Source organism: Saccharothrix sp. NPDC042600, from assembly GCF_040647305.1.
GTDB classification, from domain to species: domain Bacteria; phylum Actinomycetota; class Actinomycetes; order Mycobacteriales; family Pseudonocardiaceae; genus Actinosynnema; species Actinosynnema mutabilis.
This window is the reverse complement of record NZ_JBEZBW010000015.1, coordinates 74,286-99,997: the sequence shown is the minus strand read 5'-3', so window position 1 is coordinate 99,997 and position 25,712 is coordinate 74,286. Positions and strand designations below refer to the sequence as shown.

General features: G+C 73.4%; 13 protein-coding genes and 1 pseudogene. 9 read left to right on the top strand and 5 right to left on the bottom strand.

Annotation, left to right across the window (positions count from 1 at the left end; translation table 11 throughout):
* Positions 1-16: 16 nt before the first annotated feature.
* The 3 genes and pseudogenes from AB0A74_RS13510 to AB0A74_RS13500 all read right to left on the bottom strand — a co-directional run.
* Positions 17-414: pseudogene (locus tag AB0A74_RS13510) on the bottom strand (DDE-type integrase/transposase/recombinase); the annotation flags it as partial.
* A 38-nt stretch (positions 415-452) separates the two neighbouring features.
* Positions 453-575, bottom strand: coding sequence for a hypothetical protein (locus AB0A74_RS13505; protein ID WP_358249139.1), 123 nt, complete (start codon positions 573-575; stop codon positions 453-455).
* Positions 572-724, bottom strand: coding sequence for a DUF6307 family protein (locus tag AB0A74_RS13500; RefSeq protein WP_358249137.1), 153 nt, complete (start codon positions 722-724; stop codon positions 572-574). The genes AB0A74_RS13505 and AB0A74_RS13500 overlap by 4 nt, the downstream gene beginning before the upstream one ends.
* Before the next feature lie 465 nt (positions 725-1,189).
* On the opposite strand from AB0A74_RS13500, the gene AB0A74_RS13495 reads away from it, so the two are divergent.
* The 6 genes from AB0A74_RS13495 to AB0A74_RS13470 all read left to right on the top strand — a co-directional run bounded on the left by AB0A74_RS13495 (position 1,190) and on the right by AB0A74_RS13470 (position 18,545).
* Positions 1,190-2,401 carry a hypothetical protein gene (locus AB0A74_RS13495; RefSeq protein WP_358249135.1) on the top strand — a complete coding sequence of 404 codons (1,212 nt, stop codon included), beginning with the start codon at positions 1,190-1,192 and terminating at the stop codon, positions 2,399-2,401.
* The gene (locus AB0A74_RS13490; RefSeq protein WP_358249134.1) at positions 2,398-2,916 is read left to right on the top strand and encodes a hemerythrin domain-containing protein; all 519 of its coding nucleotides are present in this window, start codon (positions 2,398-2,400) and stop codon (positions 2,914-2,916) included. Before AB0A74_RS13495 ends, AB0A74_RS13490 begins: the two co-directional genes overlap by 4 nt.
* A gap of 155 nt (positions 2,917-3,071) precedes the next feature.
* Positions 3,072-4,322, top strand: coding sequence for a glycosyltransferase family 4 protein (locus AB0A74_RS13485; protein WP_358249132.1), 1,251 nt, complete (start codon positions 3,072-3,074; stop codon positions 4,320-4,322).
* Positions 4,319-6,412, top strand: coding sequence for a glycogen debranching N-terminal domain-containing protein (locus AB0A74_RS13480; protein ID WP_358249130.1), 2,094 nt, complete (start codon positions 4,319-4,321; stop codon positions 6,410-6,412). Before AB0A74_RS13485 ends, AB0A74_RS13480 begins: the two co-directional genes overlap by 4 nt.
* Positions 6,413-6,779: 367 nt before the next feature.
* Entirely contained in the window at positions 6,780-12,341 is a 5,562-nt protein-coding gene (locus AB0A74_RS13475; protein ID WP_358249128.1) for a LamG-like jellyroll fold domain-containing protein, read from the top strand.
* 72 nt (positions 12,342-12,413) lie between these two features.
* Positions 12,414-18,545: an RHS repeat-associated core domain-containing protein gene (locus AB0A74_RS13470; RefSeq protein WP_358249126.1), complete on the top strand. Its 6,132-nt coding sequence runs from the start codon at positions 12,414-12,416 to the stop codon at positions 18,543-18,545.
* Here AB0A74_RS13470 and AB0A74_RS13465 read toward each other — a convergent pair.
* Entirely contained in the window at positions 18,542-19,207 is a 666-nt protein-coding gene (locus tag AB0A74_RS13465) for a hypothetical protein (protein WP_358249124.1), read from the bottom strand. The two genes, AB0A74_RS13470 and AB0A74_RS13465, sit on opposite strands and share 4 nt — an antisense overlap.
* 145 nt (positions 19,208-19,352) lie before the next feature.
* Here AB0A74_RS13465 and AB0A74_RS13460 point away from each other — a divergent pair, with 145 nt between their 5' ends.
* Positions 19,353-20,183: a hypothetical protein gene (locus tag AB0A74_RS13460; RefSeq protein WP_358249122.1), complete on the top strand. Its 831-nt coding sequence runs from the start codon at positions 19,353-19,355 to the stop codon at positions 20,181-20,183.
* A gap of 35 nt (positions 20,184-20,218) precedes the next feature.
* Here AB0A74_RS13460 and AB0A74_RS13455 read toward each other — a convergent pair whose 3' ends face one another.
* Positions 20,219-23,425: a BTAD domain-containing putative transcriptional regulator gene (locus AB0A74_RS13455; RefSeq protein ID WP_358249121.1), complete on the bottom strand. Its 3,207-nt coding sequence runs from the start codon at positions 23,423-23,425 to the stop codon at positions 20,219-20,221.
* A 123-nt stretch (positions 23,426-23,548) separates the two neighbouring features.
* Here AB0A74_RS13455 and AB0A74_RS13450 point away from each other — a divergent pair, with 123 nt between their 5' ends.
* Positions 23,549-24,322 (top strand): hypothetical protein, encoded by a 774-nt coding sequence (locus AB0A74_RS13450; RefSeq protein WP_358249119.1) that lies wholly within the window; start codon positions 23,549-23,551, stop codon positions 24,320-24,322.
* Between the two features lie 52 nt (positions 24,323-24,374).
* Positions 24,375-25,610, top strand: coding sequence for a S1 family peptidase (locus AB0A74_RS13445; protein ID WP_358249117.1), 1,236 nt, complete (start codon positions 24,375-24,377; stop codon positions 25,608-25,610).
* Positions 25,611-25,712: the final 102 nt, after the last annotated feature.

Sequence of the window (25,712 nt, the reverse complement as noted above, 5' to 3'; positions counted from 1 at the left end):
CGACGACGCGCCCGCCCCGGCGGGCTGTCTCTGACCGGTAGTGGCGGGCGTAGGCCCAGTCGTCGGCCAGGGTGCGGTGGGAGCGTTCGATCTTGCCGTTGGTCCGGGGCCGGTAGGGCCTGGTTCGTTTCGGCGTGACGCCGAGTTCGGCGCAGGCTGCGCGCCAGGCGTGAGCCCGGTAGGCGGCGCCGTTGTCGGTCAGGACCCGCTCGACGGTGACGTCGCGCTGGGCGAACCAGGCGACGGCTCGCCGCAGGACCGCGATCGCGGTGAAGCGGTGGCCGCCGCCGTCGGGGATGTTGCCGAACTTGGTTACATCGACGTGGATCAGCGAGCCGGGGTGGCTGTGTTCGTAACGGCGCAGGGGTTCGCCGGTGACCCGGTCGATGGGCGGGAGAGCCGGTTGATCCGACACACCCCTCGAACCGGGACGACGTCCCTGGACATCACGCCTACGCCTGGTCGGCCCCCGTCCCGGGTTCCAGGAACAGCGGCTCGTGCTCGTCGTCGGTCGGGGGGACCGGCGGAGTCGGCCGCGGGACCTCGGGGTGGCTGAACAAACCGTCCGCGGTCACCGGATGCTCTCCGGCAGGTGGTCCAACACGTGCACCACCCGGACCGCGACGTCCTGCGCGGTCTTGGCGTCCAGGTCGGACAACTCCCGCAACGTGGTGCGCACGAGGTCCACTCGTGCTTCGTACCGGGAAACGTACTGGGCTGACATGGGTTTCCGTCCTTCTCCGCGCCCTCGGGGCTCAACGCGAACGATGTCGGAGCCGTCTCGGGACGCGGGATGCTTCGGGCGGACTCGACCGAGCCGACCCGATGCGGACCACGCTACACCCTCGCGGGCCGGAAGTCGGTGGACGGGTCGTCGGGGGTGTACGCCGCGGCGGAACGGGTAGCCGGTATCGCCGCGCGTGAGCGGCCGGTGCGCCCGGGCGGGCCGGGTCGGGCCGGTTCGAGCCGTTCAGCAGCCAGCGGCCGTGCCGGTCCGGCCAACTCCTCACCCGAGGGTCCACCGATCGGGTGGTCCTGCCGTGCGGGCCGCCCGCCGGTTTCGGCGCCGGATCCCCGGGCACCCGCCACAGGGACCCGCCACCCGCGCTTCGAGGTCGCCCGAGCGCCGCGCGGCGGCCGACCCGAGGGCGGTCACGCCGCCCCACCACCACACGAATGGGCGTTCCCGATGACGTTCAACCCGCTCGAACACCGAGGCATCCCGCTGGACCGGCAGCTGCGCACGTGGCGTGAACTGGACGTGGACCCGATCGACCCGGACCACGCCGACCCCTACACCCGGTGCCGGATCATCACGATGAACGGCATCGAGGTCGAAGCGCTGATGTTCAGCCACCAGTTCGCCCGCAACTGCCCCGACCTGGACGTCAAGCGGCAGCTGGCCGAGGTGCGCTACATCGAGCAGCAACAGCAGAAGGCGGTCAACTGGTTGCTGCCCGGCGTCTCGTCGCCGCTGGAGACCACGATCGCCTACGAGCAGGTCGCGGTGGACCTCACCGCCTGGGTCGCGCGGATGGAACCCGACCCGTACCTCAAGCAGGCCTACGAGTTCGGCGTGCTGGAGGACTTCGACCACCTCTACCGCTACGCCAACCTGTACGAGATGATCCAGCGCCGCAAGGCGGAGAAGATCGTGGACGACCTCACCGAGGTCATCCCCGGGCGGCCGACGAAGTACCACCACCGGCACCCGCACGACAACGTCCGCGAGCCCTACGACCGGGCCGCGGCCGCGCCGATCTCCAAGCTGCACGCGCTGACCATCATGTCGGCCGAGCAGCAGACGATGAACTTCTACATGAACGTCGGCCCGCAGTACATGGAGCCCATCGCGCGGCAGCTCTACCAGGAGATCGGCCTGATCGAGGAGGAGCACGTCACCCACTACGAGTCCCTGGTGGACCCGGGCGAGACGTGGTGGGAGCGGCTGGTCAACCACGAGTACAACGAGTGCTACCTCTACCACTCGTTCATGGAGACCGAGTCCGACCCGCGGATCAAGGCGATCTGGGAGCTGCACCTCAACATGGAGTTGGAGCACCTGCGGTTGGCGTGCGACCTCATGCGCGCCAACGACGACCGCGAACCGGAGGAGGTCGTCGCGCCGGAACTGCCCGCGCCGGTGACCTTCGAGCCGAACAAGCAGTACCTGCGCGAGCTGCTCGACACCCAGATCGACCTGACGACGCTGGGCACCGGGTACGTGCAGGACGCGCACGAGCGGTTCGAGGCCCTCCAGGACGCCATCATGGGCGGTGAGAAGCCGCCCAGCGAGGTGGTCGTGGACCTCAACCGCGCCGAGGCCGGCCGCGACTACCGCCACTCGACCGAGGGCGAGCACCCGGTGCCGTCCCTGCGCCGCAGCGGGGTGACGCGGTGATCGACGCCGACGTGGTCGCGGTGCTGGTCGACCAGCACACGCGGATCCGCGACCTGTTCACCGCGGTGGAGACGGGCGAGGGCGACGAGCGCGCCACCGCGTTCGCCCGCCTGGTCCGGCTCCTGGCGCTGCACGAGGCGGCCGAGGAGGTCGTGGTCCACCCGGCGGCCCGCGGCGTGGAAGGCGGCGACGCCGTGGTCGAGGACCGCCTGGGCGAGGAGCAGCAGGCGAGGGAGCTGCTCGCGCGCCTGGGCGAGCTGGGCCCGGACCACCCCGAGTTCGCCGACGGGCTGGCGGGCCTGCGGCAGGCGGTCCTGGAACACGCCAACCACGAGGAGAGCTACGAGTTCCGCTACCTGCGCTCCCACTACGACACCACCGAGCTGGCCGACATGGCGGCCCTGGTCCGCGCGGCGGAACGCGTCGCGCCCCACGCCGCCCCCGGTGAGGTGGACCCGGCGCTGTTCGACCGGGTCGGCGAGGCGGTGCGCGAGTCCCTCCTCCGGCGACGCTGAGCGGCCACCGCCCGGCCGGCGGACCACGCGGTGGCCTGCGCGAACGGGTGTGACCCGGGTCTCGTTTTCGGCGATCTTCTTGCGCGCCGCGCGCCCGGGTTGTTAGCACTCGATGGCGGAGAGTGCCAAGCCCCGTCGGCTCAGGGAGGAAGGTCTTGAGCGGCTCGCATCCCTTCGTCGCAGGTCAGCGCGCCCGCCGGGCGTTGCGCGTGGCCCTGGTCGTCCCGCCCTACTTCGACGTGCCGCCCAAGGCGTACGGCGGCGTCGAGGCGGTGGTCGCCGACCTCGCCGACGCGCTGGTCGCGCGCGGCCACACCGTCACCCTCGTGGGCGCCGGCGAGCCGGGGACCCGCGCCCGGTTCGTGCCCGTGTGGGACCGCACGGTCCCCGAACGCCTCGGTGAGCCCTACCCCGAGGTCATGCACGCCCTCGCCGCGCGCCGGGCGGTCGAGCGGCTGATCGCCTCGGAAGGCGTGGACGTCGTGCACGACCACACCTTCGGCGGTCCCCTCAACGCGCCCCGCTTCGCCGAGCTGGGCGTGCCGACCGTGGCCACCGTGCACGGGCCGGTGGACGCGGACCTGCGGCGCTACTACCGGACCCTGGGCCGGGACGTGCACCTGGTCGCGATCAGCGACCGGCAGCGCGCGCTCGCGCCCGAGCTGAACTGGATCGGCACCGTCCACAACGCGCTGCGCGTCGCGGACTGGCCGTTCCAGGAGTCCAAAGAGGACTACGCCCTGTTCCTCGGCCGCTTCCACCCGGACAAGGCCCCGCACCTGGCGCTGGAGGCCGCGCACGCCGCCGGTCTGCCGGTCGTGCTGGCGGGCAAGTGCGCCGAACCGGTGGAGAAGGAGTACTTCGAGACCGAGGTCAAGCCGCGGCTGACCCCGGCCGACCACGTGTTCGGCGTCGCCGACGCGACCGAGAAGCGCAAGCTGCTGGCCTCCGCGCGGTGCCTGCTCTTCCCGATCCGGTGGGAGGAGCCGTTCGGCATGGTGATGATCGAGGCGATGGCGTGCGGCACGCCGGTCGTGGCGCTGCGCGCGGGCGCGGTGCCGGAGGTCGTGGTGGACGGGGTGACCGGCCTGGTGCGCGACCACCCCGACGAGCTGGTGCGGGCGCTGCACGACGTGCGCGACCTCGACCCGGCGGCGTGCCGGGCGCACGTCGCGGAGCACTTCGGGGCGGAGGCGCTGGGCGCGGGCTACGAGGCGGCCTACCTGCGGGCGCTGGAGCCGTCCAGCTCGCTGGCCTCGCTGCGGCGGGACTTCGCGGCCCTGGACGACGCGCTGGACGACGCGCTGGACGACGCGCTGGACGACGCGCTGGACGACGCGCTCAACCGCGCGGATCTCGGTGACGACGGCCCGACCGCGGTGCCGGCGTCCGGTGACGCGGCATGACCGCCGAGCCGTTCAACGCGGGCGAGCCGGCCGTGGTCGGCGGCGCGGTGACCCTGGTGGAGGGCAGCACGTTCTGCCTGTCCGACCACGTCGGCGACATCGACCACGGCACCGCGCACGGCCTGTTCTTCCGCGACGCGCGGGTGCTGTCGCGGTGGCAGTTGCGGCTGGACGGGCACGTGCCGCACCCGCTGTCGGTGCTGCACCACGAGGCGTTCGGCGCGCGGTTCGTGCTGCGCCGCCCGCCCGCCGCCGGGTCGGCCGACAGCACGCTGCTGCTGGTGCGCGAACGCCTGGTCGGCGACGGCCTGCGGGAGACCATCACGCTGGACAACCTCGGCCGCGAGGCCACCGTCGCGCGGCTGGACCTGCACGTGGACGCCGATTTCGCCGACCTGTTCGCGGTGAAGGAGGGCCGCGCCGCGCACCGCGGCGCGGACGTCTCCGCCTCCGGCAGCGACCTGCTCTTCCGCGACCGCGGCGACGGCTCGCGCGGGGTGGCGGTGGCCGCGACGGCGGACCCCGTGGTGGCGCCGGGCGTGCTGAGCTGGCGGATCGTGGTGCCGGCGGGCGGGCGGTGGTCCACCGAGATCGTGGTGCAGCCCAGCGTGGCCAACCGGCCGGTGCAGCCGCGGTTCCGCCGCGGCGAGCGGATGGAGAGCACCGCGCCCGCGCGCAAGATCCAGGCGTGGCGGGCGGCCAGCACGGTCGTCGCGGTCGGCGACCCCGTGCTGACCGGGGTGCTGCGGCGCTCGGAGAGCGACCTGGGCGCGTTGCAGATCCAGAACCAGGACGGCCGGCCGTTCGTGGCGGCGGGCGCGCCGTGGTTCATGACCCTGTTCGGGCGCGACAGCCTGCTCACCGCGTGGATGGCGCTGCCGCTGGACGTCGGCCTCGCGCTGGGCACGCTGCAGACCCTGGCCGAGACCCAGGGACGGCGGGTGGACCCGACCACCGAGGAGGAGCCCGGCCGGGTCCTGCACGAGCTGCGGCTGGGCCCCGACAACACGAACGTGCTGGGCGGCAGCCACTACTACGGCACGGTCGACGCGACGCCGCTGTTCGTGATGCTGCTGGCCGAGGCGTGGCGGTGGGGCGCGGACGAGGAGGTCGTGCGGTCGCTGCTGCCGGCGGCGGACGCGGCGCTGCTGTGGGTGGACCGCCACGGCGACCGCGACGGCGACGGTTTCGTGGAATACCGCCGCGCCACCGACCGGGGACTGCTCAACCAGGGCTGGAAGGACAGCTTCGACGGCGTGAACGACGCCGACGGGCGGGTCGCGGTGCCGCCGATCGCGCTGTGCGAGGTGCAGGGGTACGTCTACGCGGCCCGGCTGGCCCGTGCGGAGCTGGCCGAGGCGTTCGGCGACCCCGCGACCGCGACCGCCCAGCGCGAACGGGCCGCGAAGCTGCGGGCCGCGTTCGCCGACGCGTTCTGGCTGCCCGACCGGGGCTGGTACGCCGTGGCGCTGGACGGGCGCAAGGCGGCGGTGGACGCGCTGACCAGCAACGCGGCGCACTGCCTGTGGACCGGCATCGCCACCGACGAGCACGCGGCGGCGCTGGTGGCGCGGCTGGCCGAGCCGGACATGGACACCGGGTACGGGCTGCGCACGCTGTCGTCCTCGATGGGCGCGTACAACCCGATGAGCTACCACAACGGCTCGGTGTGGCCGCACGACACGGCGATCGCCGTGGCGGGCCTGCTGCGCTACGCGCACGTGCCGGGCGCGGTCGATCTGGCGCACCGGCTGGCCGACGGCCTGCTGGACGCGGCGGCGACCTTCGGCGGCCGGCTGCCGGAGCTGTACTGCGGCTTCTCCCGCGACGACTTCAGCCCACCCGTGCCGTACCCCACGTCGTGCTCACCGCAGGCGTGGGCCAGCGCCGCACCCCTCCTGCTGGTCCGCTCCGTGCTGGGCCTGAACCCCCACGTGCCACGCCGCCGGCTGGCGTTGTCACCCCACGTCCCGACCCGGTGGGGCGACCTCGCCCTGACCGACCTGCGGCTGGGACAGGCGACCGTGCACATCCGCGCGAACGGGGAGCACGCCGAGGTGGACGGCCTGCCGGACGGCTGGACCTCGTGACACGCGGGGGCCGGTGCGCTCGCCACCGAGCGCACCGGCCCTCGACGTCCAGGTGGACACGGCGGACCCGGCGGCCACGCACCGGGACCGGGCGCGGCTGCCCGTCAGGGCGCGTTTGTGGGTTGTTCGACCGGCAGAGTCCCGACCCGACGCCCCTAGCGTCGCACTTCGGCGAAAAGAGCCGCTGGAGGGGTTGGGGGAGTCCATGCGTGTGCGAAGACCAGGTGTCGTCCTTGCGCTGATCGCAGCCGCCGCGAGCACTGTCACGGCCATCGGGCCCGGTGGTCCGGTCGCCCGGGCCGCGCCGGCCGCGGTGACCGCGCCGTTGTCCGTCATCCCCACGAGTCATCCGGTCCCGGACGGTGCGTTGTTCGTCGCACCGAACGGGGACGACGCCAACCCCGGCACGCAGGCCGCGCCGTTGCGCACCGCGACGGCGGCGGTGGGCAAGGCGGTCGCCGGACGGATGACCACGGTGGTGTTCCGGGAAGGGGAGTACCGGGAGCGGTTGGGGGACATCTCCGCCCCCGTCACGCTCCAGCCCTTCCCGAACGAGCGGGTGTGGTTCAAGGGCAGCACGGAGTTGCCCTCCGATCGGCTGGTCGTCGACGGGAACGCGTGGCGGCTGGACGGGTGGAACCCCGGCAGCGTCTGCCGCGCCACCGCGCCGGACTACGACGAGTGCATGAACCCGTTGCACTTCAACAACGACCACCCCGTCGGCGGCGACCCGCAGATGGTGTTCCTCGACGGCGAGCCGTTGCGCCAGGTCGCCACCCGCGAAGAGGTGCGGGCGGGCACGTTCTTCCACGACGGGCCGGCCGACAAGACCTACCTGGGCAGCGATCCCGCCGGCCGCCGGTTCGAGATCACCGCCCGCAAGAGCGGTCTGCACTTCTTCGCCGGCGCCGAGGGTTCGGTGGTGCGCGGGTTGGGCTTCGCCCACTACGGGTCGAGCCAGAACCAGACCAGGGAACCGGCCGCCATCGTCGTGCAGGCCAAGGGCATGGTGGTGGAGAACAACACCGTCATCCACAACGCCGCCGCCGGCGTGCTGGTCAACGCCGACGACGTCCGCCTCACCGGCAACAGCATCGCCGAGAACGGCTACCACGGCCTGACCGCCCACCGGTCGGGCAACCTCACGTTCGAGGGCAACCGGGTGCTGCGCAACAACTCCGAGCAACTCGGGTTCAACCTCGGCTACAACCTCGCCGCCGCCGGCGCGCACGTGACCCGGCTGACCAACCCGACCGTGCGGGACAACGTGTTCGAGGCCAACCAGGGCCACGGCTTCGCGTGCGACCTGTCCTGCGTCGGTCTCACCGCGGTGCGCAACCTGTTCCGCGCCAACTCCCACCACGGCCTGCACTACAAGGTGTCCGGTCCGGCGCTGGTCGCCTCCAACGTCGCCGCCGACAACGGCATGGGCGGCTTGTCGCTGATGGGCTCCAACAGCGTCCGGCTCTACAACAACACCTCCGTCGGCAACGGCCAGGCCCTGGTGGTGCAGGAGGACCCGCGCCCGCAGTGCCCCGGCGCGGAGGACCAGTGCCTGACCGACGCCGACAAGGCGCTGGGCATCACGTGGAACACCACGGACACCACCCTGGTCAACAACATCTTCGCGGCCGGCACGAGCACCGCCTCCCTGGTGTCCACCCCCGACCACAACGCCGCCGCCTCCGGGCAGCGGCTGGGCGCCGACGGCATGATCCCGGCGGACCGGATGCACCACAACGGCTACCAGCGCTCCGGCGGCACGCCGGCCACCCTGGTCCAGTGGTCACGGGTCACCGGGGTGTCGCTGCACTTCCGGACGCTGGCCGAGTTCCAGGCCGCCACCGGCCGCGACGCCGGCTCCCGCCACCAGGAGGACCCCTACCTGCTCGGCGCGCCCGCCGGCGACTACCGGTTGGCGCCGGGCAGCCCGGCGGAGGCGGCCGGCGCGCCGCTGCCCGCCGACGTGGCCGCGGCGATCGGCGCCCCGACGGGCTCCACCCGGCTCGGCGCGCACGCCTGGCCCACCGCGCCGACCAAGGCGGACCTCGTGCGCAACGGGACGTTCGACACCCCCTCGACCCTCCCGTGGTTCTCCGCGGGCAACCCGCGCCTGGCCGTGGAGCAGGGGATGCTCAAGGCGACCGTCGCCGAGGGCGCGGCCAACCCGGGTGACGCGGTGGTCGTGCAGCGCACCGGGACGCTGGTCAGCGGCCGGATCTACACGCTGTCCTTCGACGCGGCGGCCTCGACCGACGTGGCCGTGCAGGTGGCGGTGCAGGAGGGCGACACGCCCTACAGCGCCTCGCTCACCCAGGACATCGAGCTGACACCGACCCCGGCCCGCTTCTCCTTCCCCTTCACCGCCACGATGGACACCACGGTCGCCGAGGTCGTGTTCCAGCTCGGCGGCAAGGGCGCGTTGAGCGCGTTCGTGGACAACGTCTCGCTGGTGGAGAACACCTGGGGCGTGGCCAAGGAACCCAAGGCCGACGAGGCCCAGGCGCTCGCCGCCGCCGCGGCCACCGGGCAACTGGTGGAGGTGCTGTCCGAACGCGGCGAGGCGCGCGAGGTCTACGCCACGCCCGACGGCAGCTTCACCTCGCAGGAGCACTTCCAGCCCGTCCGCGCGGCGAAGGACGGCGGCTGGGCCCCGGTCGACACGACGCTGCGCAAGCGGGCCGACGGGGCGATCGCGCCGGTCACCACCCCGGTCGCGATCACGCTGTCCGGCGGCGGCACGGGTCCGTTCACCACGATCGACCGGGCCGGCCGGCCGATGTCGCTGACCTGGCCGACGGCGCTGCCCGCGCCCCGGTTGGAGGGCGACACCGCCGTGTACCCGAACGTCCTGCCGGAGGTGGACCTGCGGGTGCAGGTCGAGCCGGAGGGCTTCTCGCACATCCTGGTCGTCAAGACCGCCCAGGCCGCCAAGGACCCGCGCCTGACGACTCTCACACTGGGCCTGTCCGCGCCCGGGTTGACCGTCGGCACCGCCGAGGACGGCACGCAGCAGGCGGTGGACCAGGCGACCGGCGCGGTCGTCTACGAAGCGCCGGTGCCGATCATGTGGGACTCGACCACGCCCACGACCGGCGCGTTGACCGCGCAGACCGACGAAGACGCGGGCGACGACGCCTTCACCCTGCCCTCGGCCGAGCAACCCGGCGACACGTCCAAGGTCGCCCAGGTCACCACGAGCGTGACCGGCGGTGAGATGACCCTGCGGCCCGACGCCGAGCTGCTCAACGCGGCCGACACCGCGTACCCGGTCTACATCGACCCGATGTGGGACACGCCCCGCGCCTCGGCCCGGCTGATGGTCTCCAGCGGCGGCTGGTCGAAGCACAACTTCAAGAAGGACGAGGGCATGGGCCGCTGCCCCCGCGACTACCCGCCGGCCGGCCGCTACTGCGGTGGCTGGTACGAGAAGCGGCTGTTCTACCGCGTGCCCACCGCGCGGTTCGCGCACAAGCAGATCATCTCGGCGGAGTTCCACGTGCGCGGGGTGTGGTCGACCTCCTGCAAGAAGCGGATCGTGGACATCCACCTGGCCTCGGCGTTCAAGGCCGGGTCCACGTGGTCCTCGACGTCGGACAACTGGAAGCGCCGCCTGGACAGCCGCAACGTGGCCAAGGGCTTCGGTTCCGGCTGCGCGGCCGGTGACGTCCTGTTCAACGTGACCAGCGGCCTGCGGGAGACGGCCAAGGCCGGCGCGGCGAGCACGACGTTCGGGCTGCGGGCGCGCGACGGCGACGACCAGCTCGCGTGGAAGCGGTTCGGCCGCGACGCCTACGTGCGGGTGCACTACAACACCCCGCCGGCGCAGCCGAAGATGGGCCAACTGTCCTCCAGCCCCGGCGGCGCGTGTCGCGGACCGGACAGCCCGGCGCGGTTCAACCGGCTGCCGGCGCTGTTCGCCCGCAACCTCACCGACCCGGACAACAAGGGCGTCGAGGGGGAGAAGCTCAAGGCGCAGTTCCAGCTCTCGTGGACCGACGCCGGCGGCGCGCGGCGCACGAAGAACCTCGGCACGGTCTCGAAGATGTCCTCGCACCAGGGCCGCGGCTCGTCGTTCAGCGTGAAGGTCCCGGCCAACGTCGTCCCGCAGGGGGTGACCGTGGCCTGGGAGGTCCGCGCCTACGACGGGCGGGCGTGGAGCCCGTGGAGTTCGGCCGGCAACGCCACCGCGTGCTACTTCGTCTACGACGCGCGGGCGCTGCCCGAACCGAAGGTCACCTCCACCGACTACCCGGCGCTCGACCCGGCCAACCCGAACCAGGTGCCAGCCGACGGCGTGGGCCGCTACGGCCGGTTCTCCATCGCCTTCGACGCCCGCGTCGCCAAGTACGCCTTCGCCGTGAACACCGACCCGTCGGAGGGCTCGGCGAAGGCCAAGAGCGCGGCCACCGAGGCGGTGGACGTGATGCCCACCCAGGCCGGGCTCAACGTGCTGCACGTGACGGCGTGGGACGCGTCGAACAACTGGTCCACCGGCACCTACGAGTTCTGGGTGGCCGAGGGACGGGCGCCCAAGGCGCACTGGGCCCTCGACGAGCAGGCGGGAGCCACCAGGCTCGCCGACACCGCGCCCAAGAGCGCCGGGCAGGCGTCCCACCCGGCGACACCGCAGGGTGGCGCGACCCTCGGCGTCGGCGGGGCCCTGGGCACGGCGATGAACCTCAACGGCACCACCTCCTACGCCGCCACCTCGGGCGCGGTCGTGGACACGGCGAAGAACATCGCGGTGTCGGCGTGGGTGAAGCTGCCCGCCACGCTGCCGACCACGCACGTGGTGGTGGCGAGCCAGTCCGGCGCCCAGATGTCCGGCTTCTACCTCAAGTTCGACCCCAACGACAAGAAGTGGCGGTTCTGGCGCACCCAGGGCGACGGCAACACCACCGGCGGCGGCACCGCGATCTCCCGCGACCCGGCCCAGCCCGGCGTGTGGACGCACCTGGTGGGCGTGCAGGACGTGGTGGCGAAGAAGCTGCGGCTGTACGTCAACGGCGTCGAGCAGGTGGCGGCGGACATCGTCGGCACGCCGTGGAACGCGGGCGGCGCGTTGCAGATCGGACGCGGCATCTGGAAGGGCGCGTACACCGACCACACGCCCGGCCCGGTGGACGACGTGCGGGTCTTCGACCGGGTCGTCACGGCCGAGGAGGTGAAGGACCTGTTCACCATCAAACCGGTCGTGCAGAGCAAGTGGCACCTCAACACCGCCTCCGGCACGTCCACACCGGACAGCGGGCAGGGGCCGCGGCGCGCGCTGACCCTGGCCGGGAACGCCAGGATCACCACCGACCCGGCGAAGGTGCTGGTGCGTTCGCCCGCCGGCACCCCGAGCGGCGCGCTGGAGCTGCCCGGCGGCAACACCGACTTCGCCTCGGTCACGGGCGCGGTCGTGGACACCCGGGAGAGCTTCACCGTCTCGGCCTGGGTCTCCACCGCCGGCACACCGACCAGGTCGATGGCCGTGCTCAGCCTGGCCGGGGCGCACAACAGCGCCATCACCGTCCGCTACGACCACGTCAAGCAGCGGTACGTGCTCGACGTGCCGAGCAAGGACGCGACCGGGGCGACCACGGTCGGTGTCGAGCACTCGATGTTCCACCAGGGCAACTTCGGCGACTGGGACCACATCGCGGTCACCTTCGACGGCTTCGAGGGCACGATCACGCTGTGGGTCAACGGCGTCCGGGAGGCGGCGGCCGACGCCGACAACCTCTCCTTCCGCCACCGGACCCGCCCGTTCGGCCCGGTCGCCTCGCTGCAGCTCGGCCGCGGCCTGGTCGGCGGGGCCTACCCCGCGGGCCGCAACTGGTCCGGCCTGGTGGACGACGTGTGGGTGCTGCGCGGGGTCGCGGCCCAGCCCCTGGTCGACGCGCTCGCCCTGCCGACGGAGATCGGCTCCATCCCGAGCTGACCCGTGACCGCGGGCCGGCGGCGCCCTCCCCCCGGACTGCCGCCGGCCCGCACCCCGGACCCGGAGGTTCCCATGCCCTTGCGTCGAACCCTGTCCGCCGCGCTGTCCACGGTGCTGCTGGCCGGGATGCTCACCGCGGCGTCACACCACGCCACGTCCACCACCGCCCGCCCGGAGGACCGCGAGACAGCGGTCGAGGGCGGCGCCGTCCCCGTCAAGCACAGACCCGAGGCGCCACCCGCCGCCGACCCCGTCGTCGCGTGGCCCGCGGCCGGCACCACCGACGTCGAGGTGAACGCGGCCCCGAGCGGGCCGGTGAGCGCCTCGTCCGCCGAGCCCGGCAAGCTCCGCGTGCGGGTGCTCGACGAGGAGGCGGCGGCCCGCGCCGAGGTGTCGGGCGTGCTGTTCACCGTCGACCGCGCGGACTCCGCCCCGGCCCCGGGCAAGGCGGAGGTCCGGCTGGACTACTCGGGGTTCGCCGAGGCGTTCGGCGGGTCCTACGGCTCCCGGATCCGGCTGGTGCGGCTGCCCGCGTGCGCCGTCACCACCCCCGACCGGCCCGAGTGCCGCACCGCCACCCCGCTGGACTCGGCCAACGACGTCCGCGCCCGCGCGGTGTCCGCCGAGGTCGCGCCGGGCGCCGTGCTGGCCGCGACCGCCGGGACCGACAGCGCCAAGGGCGACTACAAGGCCACCGAGCTGGCCCCGTCGGCGACCTGGGAGGTCGGCACCCAGACCGGCGACTTCACCTGGTCGTACCCGTTGCGCGTGCCGCCCGTGCCCGGCGGGCTGACGCCGGAGTTGGCGCTGCACTACTCGTCGTCGTCCATCGACGGCCGCACCTCCGCCACCAACAACCAGGGCTCGCTGGTCGGCGACGGGTTCGACCTCGGGCCGGGCCACGTCGAGCGCCGCTACAAGTCCTGCAAGGACGACGGGGTGCCCAAGGACGACAAGTACGACGTCCACCCCGGCGACCAGTGCTGGGGCCACGACAACGCGGTGCTGTCGCTGGGCGGTCGCAGCGGCGACCTGGTCCCGCTCGGCGACGGCCGGTACAAGCTGCGCAAGGACGACGGCACGCGCGTCCAGCGCGTCACCGGGACGGCGACCGACACCGCCAACGGCGACAACGACAACGAGTACTGGATCGTCACCACCCCCGACGGCACCCGCTACCACTTCGGCAAGAACCGGCTGCGCGGCTGGACCTCCGGCAAGCCGGAGACCCAGTCGACGTGGACCGTGCCGGTGTTCGGCGACGACAGCGGCGATCCCTGCCACAAGAGCGGTTTCGCCGACTCCTGGTGCCGGCAGGCGTGGCGGTGGAACCTCGACTACGTCGAGGACCCGCGAGGCAACGCCGTGGCGTACTTCTACGAGCAGGAAGGCAACCGGTACGCGCGCAACCTGCGCGCCGAGGACGACACCCACTACGACCGCGGCGGCTACCTCAAGCGCGTCGACTACGGGCTGCGCTCCGACGACCTGTTCCGGGCCACGCCGCCCGCCCGCGTGGACTTCACCGTGGCCGAGCGCTGCCTGCGTTCCGGCGAGGACTGCGCGGAAGGCAACATCGGCACGCACCCCGAGTACTGGGAAGACGTGCCCTGGGACCTGAACTGCAAGCCGGACACCAAGTGCGAGCAGGACCACGGCGCGGCCTCACCGACGTTCTGGACGCGCAAGCGGATCACCGGGATCACCACGCGGGTCGTCCAACCCGACGGCGCGGGCCACCGACCCGTGGACTCGTGGACCTTCGAGCACGCCTGGGGCACCGCCGACGTGGACCGCCAACTGCTGCTCAAGTCCATCGTCCACACCGGACACGCGGCGGCGACGCCGGTCGCGATGCCACCGGTCACCTTCTCCTACACCCAGCGGCCGAACCGGGTCGACCGGCTCGGCGACGACGTCGGTCCGTTCGTCAAGAACCGGGTGGGCGCGATCCACAACGAGACCGGAGGGGTGGTGGACGTCAACTACTCCGGCGCCGACTGCTCGACCTCCGACCTGCCCGCGCCGCACACCAACCACCGCCGCTGCTTCCCCGTGTACTGGGTCAAGACCAGCGGCGGCGTCGACCCGACGCTGGACTGGTTCCACAAGTACGTGGTGACCCAGGTCGTGCGCACCGACCTGACCGGCGGCTCGCCGGACATGGTCACCGACTACGACTACAGCATCGGCCGCCCGTCCTGGCGCTACGCCGACGACGACGGCATCACGCCGGAGAAGTACAAGACGTGGTCGGAGTGGCGCGGCTACGACAAGGTCCGCGTCAAGGCCGGCGTGACCGGTCCGGCGCCGTCGCAGACCGACCACTGGTACTTCCAGGGCATGCACGGCGACCGGCTCGACCGCGACGGCGGCAGCAAGTCCGTGTCGGTGTCCGACGGTGAGGGCGGCACCCACCAGGACCACGAGTCGTTGCGCGGCATGGAGGTCCGCAAGGTCGTCTACGACCGCGCGGGCGGTGTGCCCGTGGCCAGGACCGTCACCGCGCCGTGGCACCACCAGACCGCGAGCCGCACCCGGCCGTGGGGCACCGTCACCGCGAACCTGACCGGCGTCGCGCAGACCCGCACCCTCAAGCAGGTGGACTCGGGCTGGCGGGAGACCCGCAGCACCACGAAGTCGTTCCACCTCACCACGGGCGCCCCGGCCGAGGTGGACGACCAGGGCGACGTGGCCGCGACCGGCGACGAGAAGTGCACGACCACGACGTTCACCGCCGACGGCGAGCGCATCCTGGCCCGGCCCGCACAGGTGCGGGTCGTGGGCAGGCGCTGCGGCGAGACGCCCGAGCTGGCCAAGGACCTGATCTCCGACGAGCGCACGTTCTACGACGGCGGCGCGTTCAGGGCCGCGCCCACCGCCGGCACGGTCACCACGCTGGAGAAGGCCCAGGACGCGACCGCGACCACGGTCACCCACGTGGCCGACAAGCGCAGCTCGTTCGACCGCTACGGGCGGGCCGAGGCGGAGACCGACGCCGCCGGCCGGACCACCCGCACCGCCTACACCGATTCGCACGGCCTGACCACCAAGGTCACCACGACCTCACCGCCGGTGCGCTCCGACGACCCGGACTCCGCGCACGTCAAGATCAAGGAGCTCGACCCCGCGTGGGGCGAGCCGGTGCGCGAGACCGACGCCGGCGGCAAGACCGCGACCCTGGTCCACGACGGCCTGGGCCGGCTGGTGCGGGTCTGGCGGGGCGGCCGGGCCACGACCGCCACCCCGGACAAGGAGTTCGACTACCTGATCCGGGCCGGCGCGATCGTCGCCATCGCCACCAGGACCTTGAACAAGGACGGCGGGCAGGACGTCTCGCACGTGCTGTTCGACGGGTGGCTGCGCAAGCGCCAGGAACAGCTGCCCGGCCGGGACGGCACGACCCGGGGCAGGCTGATCTCGGACACCTTCTACAACGAGAGCGGCGAGGTGGACCGCACCTACGAGCCCTACTACGCCGCCGGCGAGCCGAAGGCGGAGCTGTTCGGCGTGGCCGACCCCGGTCAGATCGAGACCCAGCACGTCTACGAGTACGACGGGCAGGGCCGCAAGACCGCGGACCGGCTGTTGGTGGGCAGCAGCGACGTGCAGGAGAAGTGGCGCACGACCTTCGAGCACGGCGGGGGCTGGACGCGCGAGGTCCCGCCGGCCGGCGGCACGGTCGTCACCACGTTCACCGACGCCCTCGACCGCAAGACCGAGGTCCGGGAGCACCGGGCGGGCGGGTACGTCGCCACCACCTTCCGCTACGACAACCGGGGCCGGGAGGCGGTGGTGACCGGCCCCGGCGGGCACGTGTGGACCACGTCCTACGACGTGCGCGGCCGGAAGGTGGCCACCACCGCGCCGGACAAGGGCACCACCCGCTACGAGTACGACGTCCTCGACCGCCTCGTGGCCACGGTGGACGCCCGGGGCAAGCGGGTGACGGTCGAGTACGACGTGCTGGGCCGCAAGACCGCCCGGTACGACGCCACGTCCAGCCCGCCGGTCAAGCTCGCCGAGTGGACCTACGACACCGTCCGCAAGGGCCTGCAGACCGGCACGACCCGGTTCGTCGGCGGCGCCGCCTACACCACGCAGGTCGACTTCTACGACGCGCTGAACCGGCCCACCCGCAAGCGGGTCGTGCTGCCGACGGCCGAAGGGGTCCTCGCCCCGAGCGGCGGGTACGTGTTCGACACCACCTACCACCCCGACGGCAGCGTGAAGTCGGCGAGCAGCCCGGCGGCGGGCGACCTGCCGGCGGAGAACATGTCCTTCGGCTACGACGACCTCGGCCGGTTGGTGACCATGCAGTCCAACCTCTCGACCTACGTCGTGGGCACGGACCACACCAAGACCGGCAAGGTGATCGGCAAGCGCCTGTCCACCGGTGGCAAGCAGCTCGACCAGACCTTCGCCTACGAGCACGGCACCGGGCGCCTCTCGAAGGCGACCACCGTGCACGCCGGCACCGCGGGCACCGACCGCAGCGTGCACTACCGGTACTCGCCCGCGGGCAACGTCGAGCAGATCACCGACACCTCCCGCGACGGCGTGGACAACCAGTGCTTCCGCTACGACGACCTGCGCCGACTGGTCGACGCCTGGACGGAGACGGGCACCTCGTGCTCGGCCGACGCGGGCACCGCCACCGTCGGCGGCCCGGCCCCGTACCGGGCGACCTACTCCTACGACGACAGCGGCAACCGCACCGCGGAGAGCCGCTACGGCGCCGGGCCGGGCGGCGGCACGCGGACCGCGACCCGGGAGTACCGCTACGCCGGTGGCCCCGGCGTGGACCCGAAGTTCACCGGCCACCAGCTCGCGGAGGTGACCGGCGGCGAGTCCTTCGGCTACGACCGGGCCGGCAACACCACCGAGCGCCGCACACCCGCCGGCAACCAGACGCTGGTGTGGGACGCCGAGGGCGAACTGGAGCGCGTCACCGACGACAAGCGGGGCGAGACGGCGTTCCTCCACACCGCCGACGGCGAGCGGCTGCTGCGCCGGGACGCGACCGGCACGACGCTCTACCTGCCGGAGCTGGAGGTGCGCTTGGCGAAGGGGACGACCGCGCCCAAGGCGACCCGGTACTACCAGGGCGCGATGCGCACGGGCACCGGCGTGACGTTCCTGGTCGCCGACCACCACGGCACCGGTGAACTGGCGGTCGACGCCGTGACCGGCGCGGTGAGCAGGCGGCGGTACACCCCGTTCGGGCAGGTGCGCGGCAGCGCCGGCGCGTGGCCCGCGGGCAACGAGAAGGGGTTCGTCGGCGGTGTCGTGGACACGTCGATCGGCCTCACCACGCTCGGCGCGCGCAGCTACGACCCGGACACCGGCCGGTTCGTCTCGGTGGACCCGGTGGTGGAGTTCGGCCGCTCGCAGCAGATGAACGGCTACAACTACGCCGACAACGCCCCGACCACCGCCTCCGACCCGGACGGCCTGTACCCGTACTACACGTTCTACCCGGTCGGCTACCGCCAGTTCTGGGTGCGGTACGGCGGTTACAACATGCTGATCCGGCAGACGTTGTACCTGGTGCACGTGGCGTACAACATCTTCCAGAGCTACTGGACGTGGGCGGTGCGCACGCAGGTGCTGGCCCGGGTGCCGGTGGGCCTGCACGGGCCGTTCAAGCCCGGGTTCCAACCGCCGGCGCAGAAGCAGGTCCCCGACCTCACCCCGAAACCGCAGCCCAAGCCGAAGCAGCCGGAGCCGCGCAAGGGCGTGCTCGGCCTGTGCGGCGGGGGCGGGGTCAGCGCGACGGTGCTGCTGGGCGCGGAACTGTGCGTCGTCAAGGACCGCAAGGGGTTCGGGCTGGCGTTGTCGTTCAAGTTCGGCATGGACACCGCCATCGGCCCGGCGGCCTCGGTGGGCGCGACCAACTGGCCGAAGAAGAACGGGATCGAGGACCTCAACACCCCGCCGGGCGACTGGGAGAAGGCCGTCAGCGTGGGTGGTGAGGTCTTCGGCACCGGCCTGAGCGCCGAGTACGGCTACGACAAGCACATCGCGGATCCCGGCAGCATGCAGGGCGCCCGCGCGGCCGGCGGGATCCAGCTGTCCCCGCCGGTCAGCGGGGCGGCCACGTACGGCAAGACCAAGGCGTGGCGGCTGCGCAACCCGGTGGACGTCTACACCGAGAAGATGATGGGCATGGTCCGGTCGTTCTACTTCATGGGCCGCGGCTAGCGCGCACCTCCGGCCGGGCCGGCATCCCGCGGGGGTGCCGGCCCGGCCTTCGGGGTGGAGCCCGGGGTCGCGTCGGGTGCCGGGAGTTCCCGTCGCCAGACGGCGTTCCAGCGCTCGGCCGCCCGGAGGGCGACTGCGGGTGGGAGGTGGGCGCGTGGTGCGCCCGAGGGGCGGATGCCGCAGGTCGGGCAGGGTCTGTGCGTGCCCTTCAGGGGTTGGTCGCAGGCCAGGCAGGTCGTGGTCGGGTCGGTGCCGGACTCGTGGGCGGTGATCACCCTGCGGATGACCGTGGCCAGGCGGTCGGTGGGGTGGTGTTCGAAGTCGGGGCAGTCCAGGTGGACGGGGTTGCCCTGCCAGCGGTCCGCCTGCGGTGGGACCCGGCGGCCCGCGGACTTCTCGTGGCGGCGGCGGTTCGGGTAGGTCGCGGTGCGGGTTCGCCAGAGTGCGCGGGCTTCTTCCAGTTCGTCCACCGCGCGGTGCAGGGAGTCGAGGTCGTCTTCCAGGCGCCGGGGGATCCGGGCGTTGACCACGAGGTGGTGCCAGGTGGCGCGGAAGCCGTAGGGGGCGAAGTTCAGCGTGCACTCCCGGAGGGCGAGCAGCCGGGCGCGCGGGGGGAGGGCGTCGTCGCGCACTCGTCGGGCCGCGGCGGGGAAGCTCGTCACCAACCGGATCGTAGGTCGGGCACCGGTGCCCGTGTCGCGGGTTCGGGCAGGCCGGGCCCGACTTTAAGATCACCGAAAGCGGCCTCCGCAGACTTGCCCCGGCAACGCCGCGTCGCCCTGACGCGGCCGGGACCCAGGGGGTTCGATGCGCAGGACATCGATGGTGGGGCTGGTGGCGGGGGTCGCACTGGCGCTCGGGGTGGTGGCGCCGGCGGCGGTGGCCGAGGTGCCCGGGCGGGTGACCGTGACGCAGACCGGGCCGGCCGGTCTCGCGGACAAGGAGGTGGTCGTCGTCTGTCCCTCGGGCACCAGGTTGTACTCGGCCGGCGGGTCGGTCGAGGGCGGTCCGACGGGGTCGGCGATCATCACGCGGGTGGTGCCGGCGGTGGACCTGTCGCGGGCCGTGGTGGGGGCGCGCGGGGTGAAGGCCGTCGTGCCGTGGAGCATCACCGCCTGGGCCGTGTGCGGGCAGGGCAGCCCGGTGCTGGTGCGTTCGGCGCCGGTGGTGGGCGCCCAGGCCGTGGACCTGAAGTCGGCTTCGGCCGACTGCCCGGGAGTCGGGTCCCTGACGGGCGTGTACGGCGAGGTGGTGGACCCCTCCGGGCAGGCGACGTTGTACGGGCTCGTTCCCTCCAAGGACCTGACGACCGCCACCGCCAAAGCGTCCGGGCCCGTCGACGGGCAGTGGTCGGTGAAGGCGTGGGGGTCCTGCGACGCCGCGCTGGTCGGGAAGACCTACATCGAGATCGACACCGGCGCCATGAAGGGGGACTTGGTGCAGAAGGCGTCGGCGCAGTGCGCCCCGGGGTCGTCGTTGCTCGGCGGCGGGGGGACGGTGAAGAGCAACTCGCCCGACTCGGTGGCCAGTCTGACCGGCCTCTACCCCGACTGGTCCGCCGGGAGCATGACCGTGGTCGGCACCAAGGGCGCGAGCCCGTGGAGCATCGAGGCGTACGCCATCTGCGAGATGCCGTGACGCGTGAGCCGCACGGCCCGGGAGGGTCGTGCGGCTCACGCCGCCAAGGCGCTCGGGAAAGGGCTGGGTTCGACCTCGATCTCCCGCATCCGCTGCACGTAGGTGCGGTACCGCCGCCGTGCCTCCCCGTGGCTGCCGGTCGCGGTCAGGCAGCGGATCACGGTCAGGTGCGCGGTCTCGTCGTAGCAGTCGCGTTCCAGGATGCGCAGGCAGTAGCGGCTGGCCGCGACGTGGTCGCCGGCGTCGAGGGCGTGGGCGGCCAGCGCGGACGCGACCTGCAGGTAGGTCAGGCGGGCGTTCTCGCGCAGTTCGGCCGCCCAGTCGGCGTAGGGGTCCTCCTCCAGGAAGTCACCGGCGTAGGCGGCTTCGGCGGCGGCCAAAAGCGCCGGCGCGGGGCGGGTCAGAGCCGCTTTGGCGCCGGCCAGGAAGCGCAGGACGTCCACGTCCACGACGGCCGGGTCCAAGCGCACCTGGTCGGCGTCGGCGACGATGCCGTGCGCGTCGCCGCGGTCGGGGTCCAGGACCAGGCGCGCGGTGGACAGGGCCACGGAGAACCGGTTGGCCACGCGGGCGGGCGGCTCGCCCGGCCACAGCAGCGCCATCAGCGCCTCCCGGGTCGCGGGGCGGCCGGCCCGGGAGACGAGGATCTTGACCAGGTCACGGGCCTTGCGTGACTGCCAGGCGGTGGCCGGCAGCGGTGTGCCGCCGCGCAGCACCCCGAAACCGCCCAGGGTGCGGATCGACACGGCCGGCCGGTCCCGCGCGCTGCACTCCCGGGCCACCGCCGCGGCCTCGGCGGCCAGGCCGCGCGCCCCCGCCCGGGCGGCCTCCCGCTCCGCCACGACCACCAGCGCCAGGCCGTCGGTGCCGCCGAGCACCCGGGCCCGCGCGATCGACACCGCGATGCCGCCCAACGGGTTGCCGATCTCCCGCCACACCGCCGCCGCCTGGTCCAGCAGCGCCAACGCCCGCTCCCGGTCGGACTGCGCCCGCCCGGACAGCTCCAGCGACTCCGCCACGGCCGCCCGGTCACCCCGGCGACCCGCCTCCGACCGCGCCCGGTCCGCGAACGCCGCCGCCTCGTCGTCGCGGCCGTCGGCCAGCGCGAGCCGGGCGGCGGCCAACAGCGCCGCCGGGTAGCCCAGGCCGGTGCCGCACGCCAACGCGCGGTCCACCAAGTCTCGGGCGGTCGCGGGTTCCTCGTCGGCCAGCAGCCGGGCCAGGCCCGCCAACGCCGGCACGACCTGGGGCACCGCGCCGTTCTCCTCGGCCAGCCGCACCGCCTCGGTGAACGCCGACCGGGCCAGCGCGCGGTCGCCGCGCAGCCGGTACACCTCGCCCAACGACTCCAGCGCCAGGCTCGCCAGCCGCGACCCGGACCTGGTGTAGACGGCCCGGGCCGCGTGCAGGTCGGCCGCCGCCTCGTCCAGTTGCCCCAGGCCCAGCCAGGCCGCGCCCCGGTTGTTCAGGCCCAGCGCCCGGTAGCCCGCGAACCCGGTCAGGTCGGCCAAGCGCAGCGCGACCTCCAGCTCCGCCAACGCCTCCCGGTGGCTCGCCTCGTGCACGAAGTGCGCCGACCGGTTCACCCGGACCCGGATCTCCGCGAGGACGTCCCCCGCGAGCCGGGCGTGGGCCAGCGCCCGCCCGGTGTGGTCGGCCACCGCGACCCGGTCGCCCTCGGCGTCGGCGATCATGGCCAGCACGGTGTGCGCCGCGGACAGCGCCGCGTCGTCACCGCAGCGCTCGGCCAAGTCGGTGGCCGCGGCGATGCGGGCCTTGCTCGCCGCCACGTCGCCGTGCGCCCAGTGCGCGCCCGCCGCCAGGCTGTGCACGCGCGACTCCGCCGCCGGGTCCTCGCCGGTCAGCTCGCACTCCCGGCACGCCGCCAGCGCCTGGTCCGGCGCGCCGCTGAAGTAGTGCATGGCGGCGACGCGCGCGGCGAGGGCGGGGCTCATCCGCCCGTCGGGACCGGCCGCTCCCCGCAGGCACGCCAACGCCATCGCCCACTCGCCGCGCACCTGGTGGGCCACGCCCGCGAGCTGCCAGGTCATCGGGTCGCGGTCGGCCGGCGGGATGCGGTCCACCGCCGCGATCACGGCGTCCGCGCCACCCTGGTGCACCAGCTCGTCGCCCCGGCCCGCCAACAGCCGCGCGACACCCTTGTGGTCGCCGATGCCGGTCAGCACGGCCAGGGCCTCGGTCAGGTGCCCGTGCCCGGCGAGCCACTCCGCCGCCGCGCGGCTGAGCCGGTCCCGTTCCGCGCGGTCGAGCGGGAAGCGGCTCTGCACGAACGCCCGCGCCAACGGGATGAGCCCCAGCCGGCCCGGCGCGGCCACCAGGCGCTCCACGAACAGGCCGCGCGCCACCAGGTCCGCGAGCACGTCGGCGGCGTCGGCGAAGCCCAGCGCGGTCATCAGCTCGGCGTCGAAGCGGTCGAACAGGGCGGCCGCGGCGAGCAGTCCACGCACCCGCCGGGGTTCCCGGTCGAACACCTCGTGCGCCAGGCAGTCGTAGAGGGTCCGGTTGCGCGGCAGTTCCAGCGGGGCGTCCGGGTCGCGGCGCACCGCGTCGGCGGCCATGCGCACCGCCACCGGCCAGCCGCCGGTCGTCCGGTGGACCTCCGCGACCCGGTCGCGGTCCACGCCGGGAAGCAACCGCGCGGTCTCCGCCTCGGTGAACGCGAGCTGGGCCGCCGTCACCTCCAGCAGCCCACCACGCCCGCGCAGCCGCCGCACCGGGAACGGCGTCGGTTCCCGCCCGGCGAGCACCACGCGCAGCGCCGGCGGCGCTTGCAGGCACAGCGCCGCGAGCAGCTCGGCGGCGGGGTCGTCGCGGTGCAGGACGTGCAGGTCGTCCAGGACCAGCAACACCGGGTCCGGGCCGGTCGCGGCGGCGGTCACCGCGTCGGACAGCGCGGCGGCCATGGCGTGCGCCCGGTTGGCCCGACCCGCGCTGCCGGTGGCCTCGTCGTCGGCCAGCACGTCCGGGGGCGTGAAGTCCAGGGCGGGCAGCGCCGCGCGCAGGTCGGCGGTGAGCCCGGCCAGCAAGGGCTGGACGAAGCGGTCCCGCTCGGTGACGGTGTGCCAGGCGACCGGGGCGCGATCCACCCAGCCGGCCAGGAACGTGGTCTTGCCGTACCCGGCGGGCGCGACGACCGTGGTGAGCCGGGTCGAGCGGGCCGCGGTGAGCAGGTGGTCCAGCCGGGGACGGGACAGGGCGTCGGGCGTCACGGACGTCGTCACACCCCGTCCATCGCCGTTCGGCCGCCGCACGGTAGGACCTCCCGGGCCGGTGCACTCGATCGGAGCAGTGCCGCCCAATCCGGCCCTAAGGCCGCTCAAAAGCCTCCCACCAGGCTCGACGGCATGACCATCGCCCATTCCCCTGAATCCGGCCCGCCGCTGGCCTCGGTGACCGGCGCGCTGCACGAGGTGAGCCGCGCGCTGACCGCCGCCGACTGGCGGGTGGTGGACCTGACCGCCGACGGCGACACGGTGTCGTTGCGCCTGCGCTTCACCGGCACGGCCGGCACGCCCGTCGCCACCCTGTCCCGCGAAGGCGACCACTGGTCGCTGGAGTGGGCGGGCTCGGTGCTGCGGCTGCGCCACTGCAAAGGGCTGAGCTACCTGCACGCGTTGCTGTCCTCGCCCGGGATCGACCTGCACGCGCTCCAGTTGTCGGCGGTGGAAGGGCCGGGCGCGCCGCCGGCGGACCACGACCCGGAGCTGACGGCCGGCGGGTGCGGCGGCACGGGACCGCTGCTGGACGAGACCGCCAAGAACGCCTACCGCCGTCGCCTCGCCGACCTGCGCGAGGAGGTGGCCGACGCCGAGCAGTGCCACGACCCGGAGCGCGCCGAGCGGGCCAGGTCCGAGATCGACGCCCTGACCGCGGAACTGGCGCGGGCGTTCGGCCTGGGCGGCCGGGCGCGCCCCGCGTGCTCACCCGCCGAACGGGCCCGGGTCAACACCACCCGCGCGCTGCGGGCGGTGATCTCCCGGCTCACCCGGGACTTCCCGGACCTGGGCCACCACCTCGACACGTCGGTCAACACCGGCACGTTCAGCGGCTACCACCCGGGGCCGCACCCGCCGGTCGCCTGGCGGCTCCGGCGACCGAACACCGTTCACCCGCGTTGAACGCCATCCCGTTGTGCGGCGCGGGGTTCGCGCCGCCGGACAAGGAGGGGACATGCACCGCAGGAAGAAGATCCACGGGGTCATCGCCGGGATGACCCTGGCCGTCGCCGGCCTCACCGCGGCGCCGGCCGCGGCCGAGCCGACCGACGACCCGGCCACCGCGGCGTTGCTGGAGGCGCTGCGCCGCGACCTCGGCCTGACCGAGGGACAGGCCCTGGCCCGCTTCGACGCCCAGGACGCCGCCATGCGGCTCGACGCCGACCTCGTCCCCGGACTGGGCGACGACCACGGCGGTTCGTGGCTGGACGAGACCACCGCCAAGCTCGTGGTCGCCGTCACCACCACCGAGGACGCCGAACAGGTCCGCGCGGCCGGCGCGGAGGCGCGGGTGGTGACCCGCACGCTGCGTGCGATCGAGTCGGTCAAGACCGAGCTGGACCAGCGGCTGGACGCCGAACCGGACGCCTTCGCCGGCGTCGCGGCCTGGCACGCCGACCCGAAGAGCAACGCGGTCGTGATCACCGTCGTGAGTGGACAGACACCGGGCGCGGCGGTGCGCGACGCCGTCGCCCGCCACGGTGACGCGGTCCGCGTCGTGGAGACCGACGCCGCGCCCGCCGCCGCGGCCCTGTTGCGCGGCGGCGACGGGTACTGGAGCGGCGCGGTCCGCTGCTCGGCCGGCTTCAACGCGGTGAACGGCAACAACCGCTACTTCCTCACCGCCGGCCACTGCGGCCCGTACGGCACGCCGACGTCGGCGAACGGGACGGCCATCGGCGTGGTGTCCCACTCGACCTTCCCCGGCGTGGACCGCGCCGCGGTGCGGGTGTCCAACACCGCCGCGTGGCAGCAGGGTCCGTGGGTCAACGCCTACGCCAACGAAGCCAAGTACTACATCCACGGGAAGAAGTCCTCCCTGGCGGGCACTTCGGTGTGCAAGTCGGGCGCCACGACCAAGCTGACGTGCGGCGTCATCAAGGCCAAGGGGGAGACGATCCTCATGGACCACGACAACAACCCGAACACCGCCGCGGTGAAGGTGTCCAACCTGACCCGCCACAACGCGTGCGTCGAACCGGGCGACTCCGGCGGCTCGAACTTCAGCTGGGAGGCCACCAAGCGCAACTACGCGGAGGGCATGACCAGCGCGGGCCGTTTCACCCCTGACAAGAACGTTCCCAACAAGCTGCGCTGCCTGAGCCACGACGGCAAGGAGAACGTGTCGTGGTTCTCCCTGGTGTCGGATGCCTTGACGGGCTACAGCCTGACCCTGTTGACCGCACCCTGACCTCACACGCCAACCGCGCTGTCCCCGCTGTACCAAGCGGGGACAGCGCACTTCTCCGTTCTGAACGCCGTCGACGGTCTCGTGTCGGTGGAGGTGGACGAG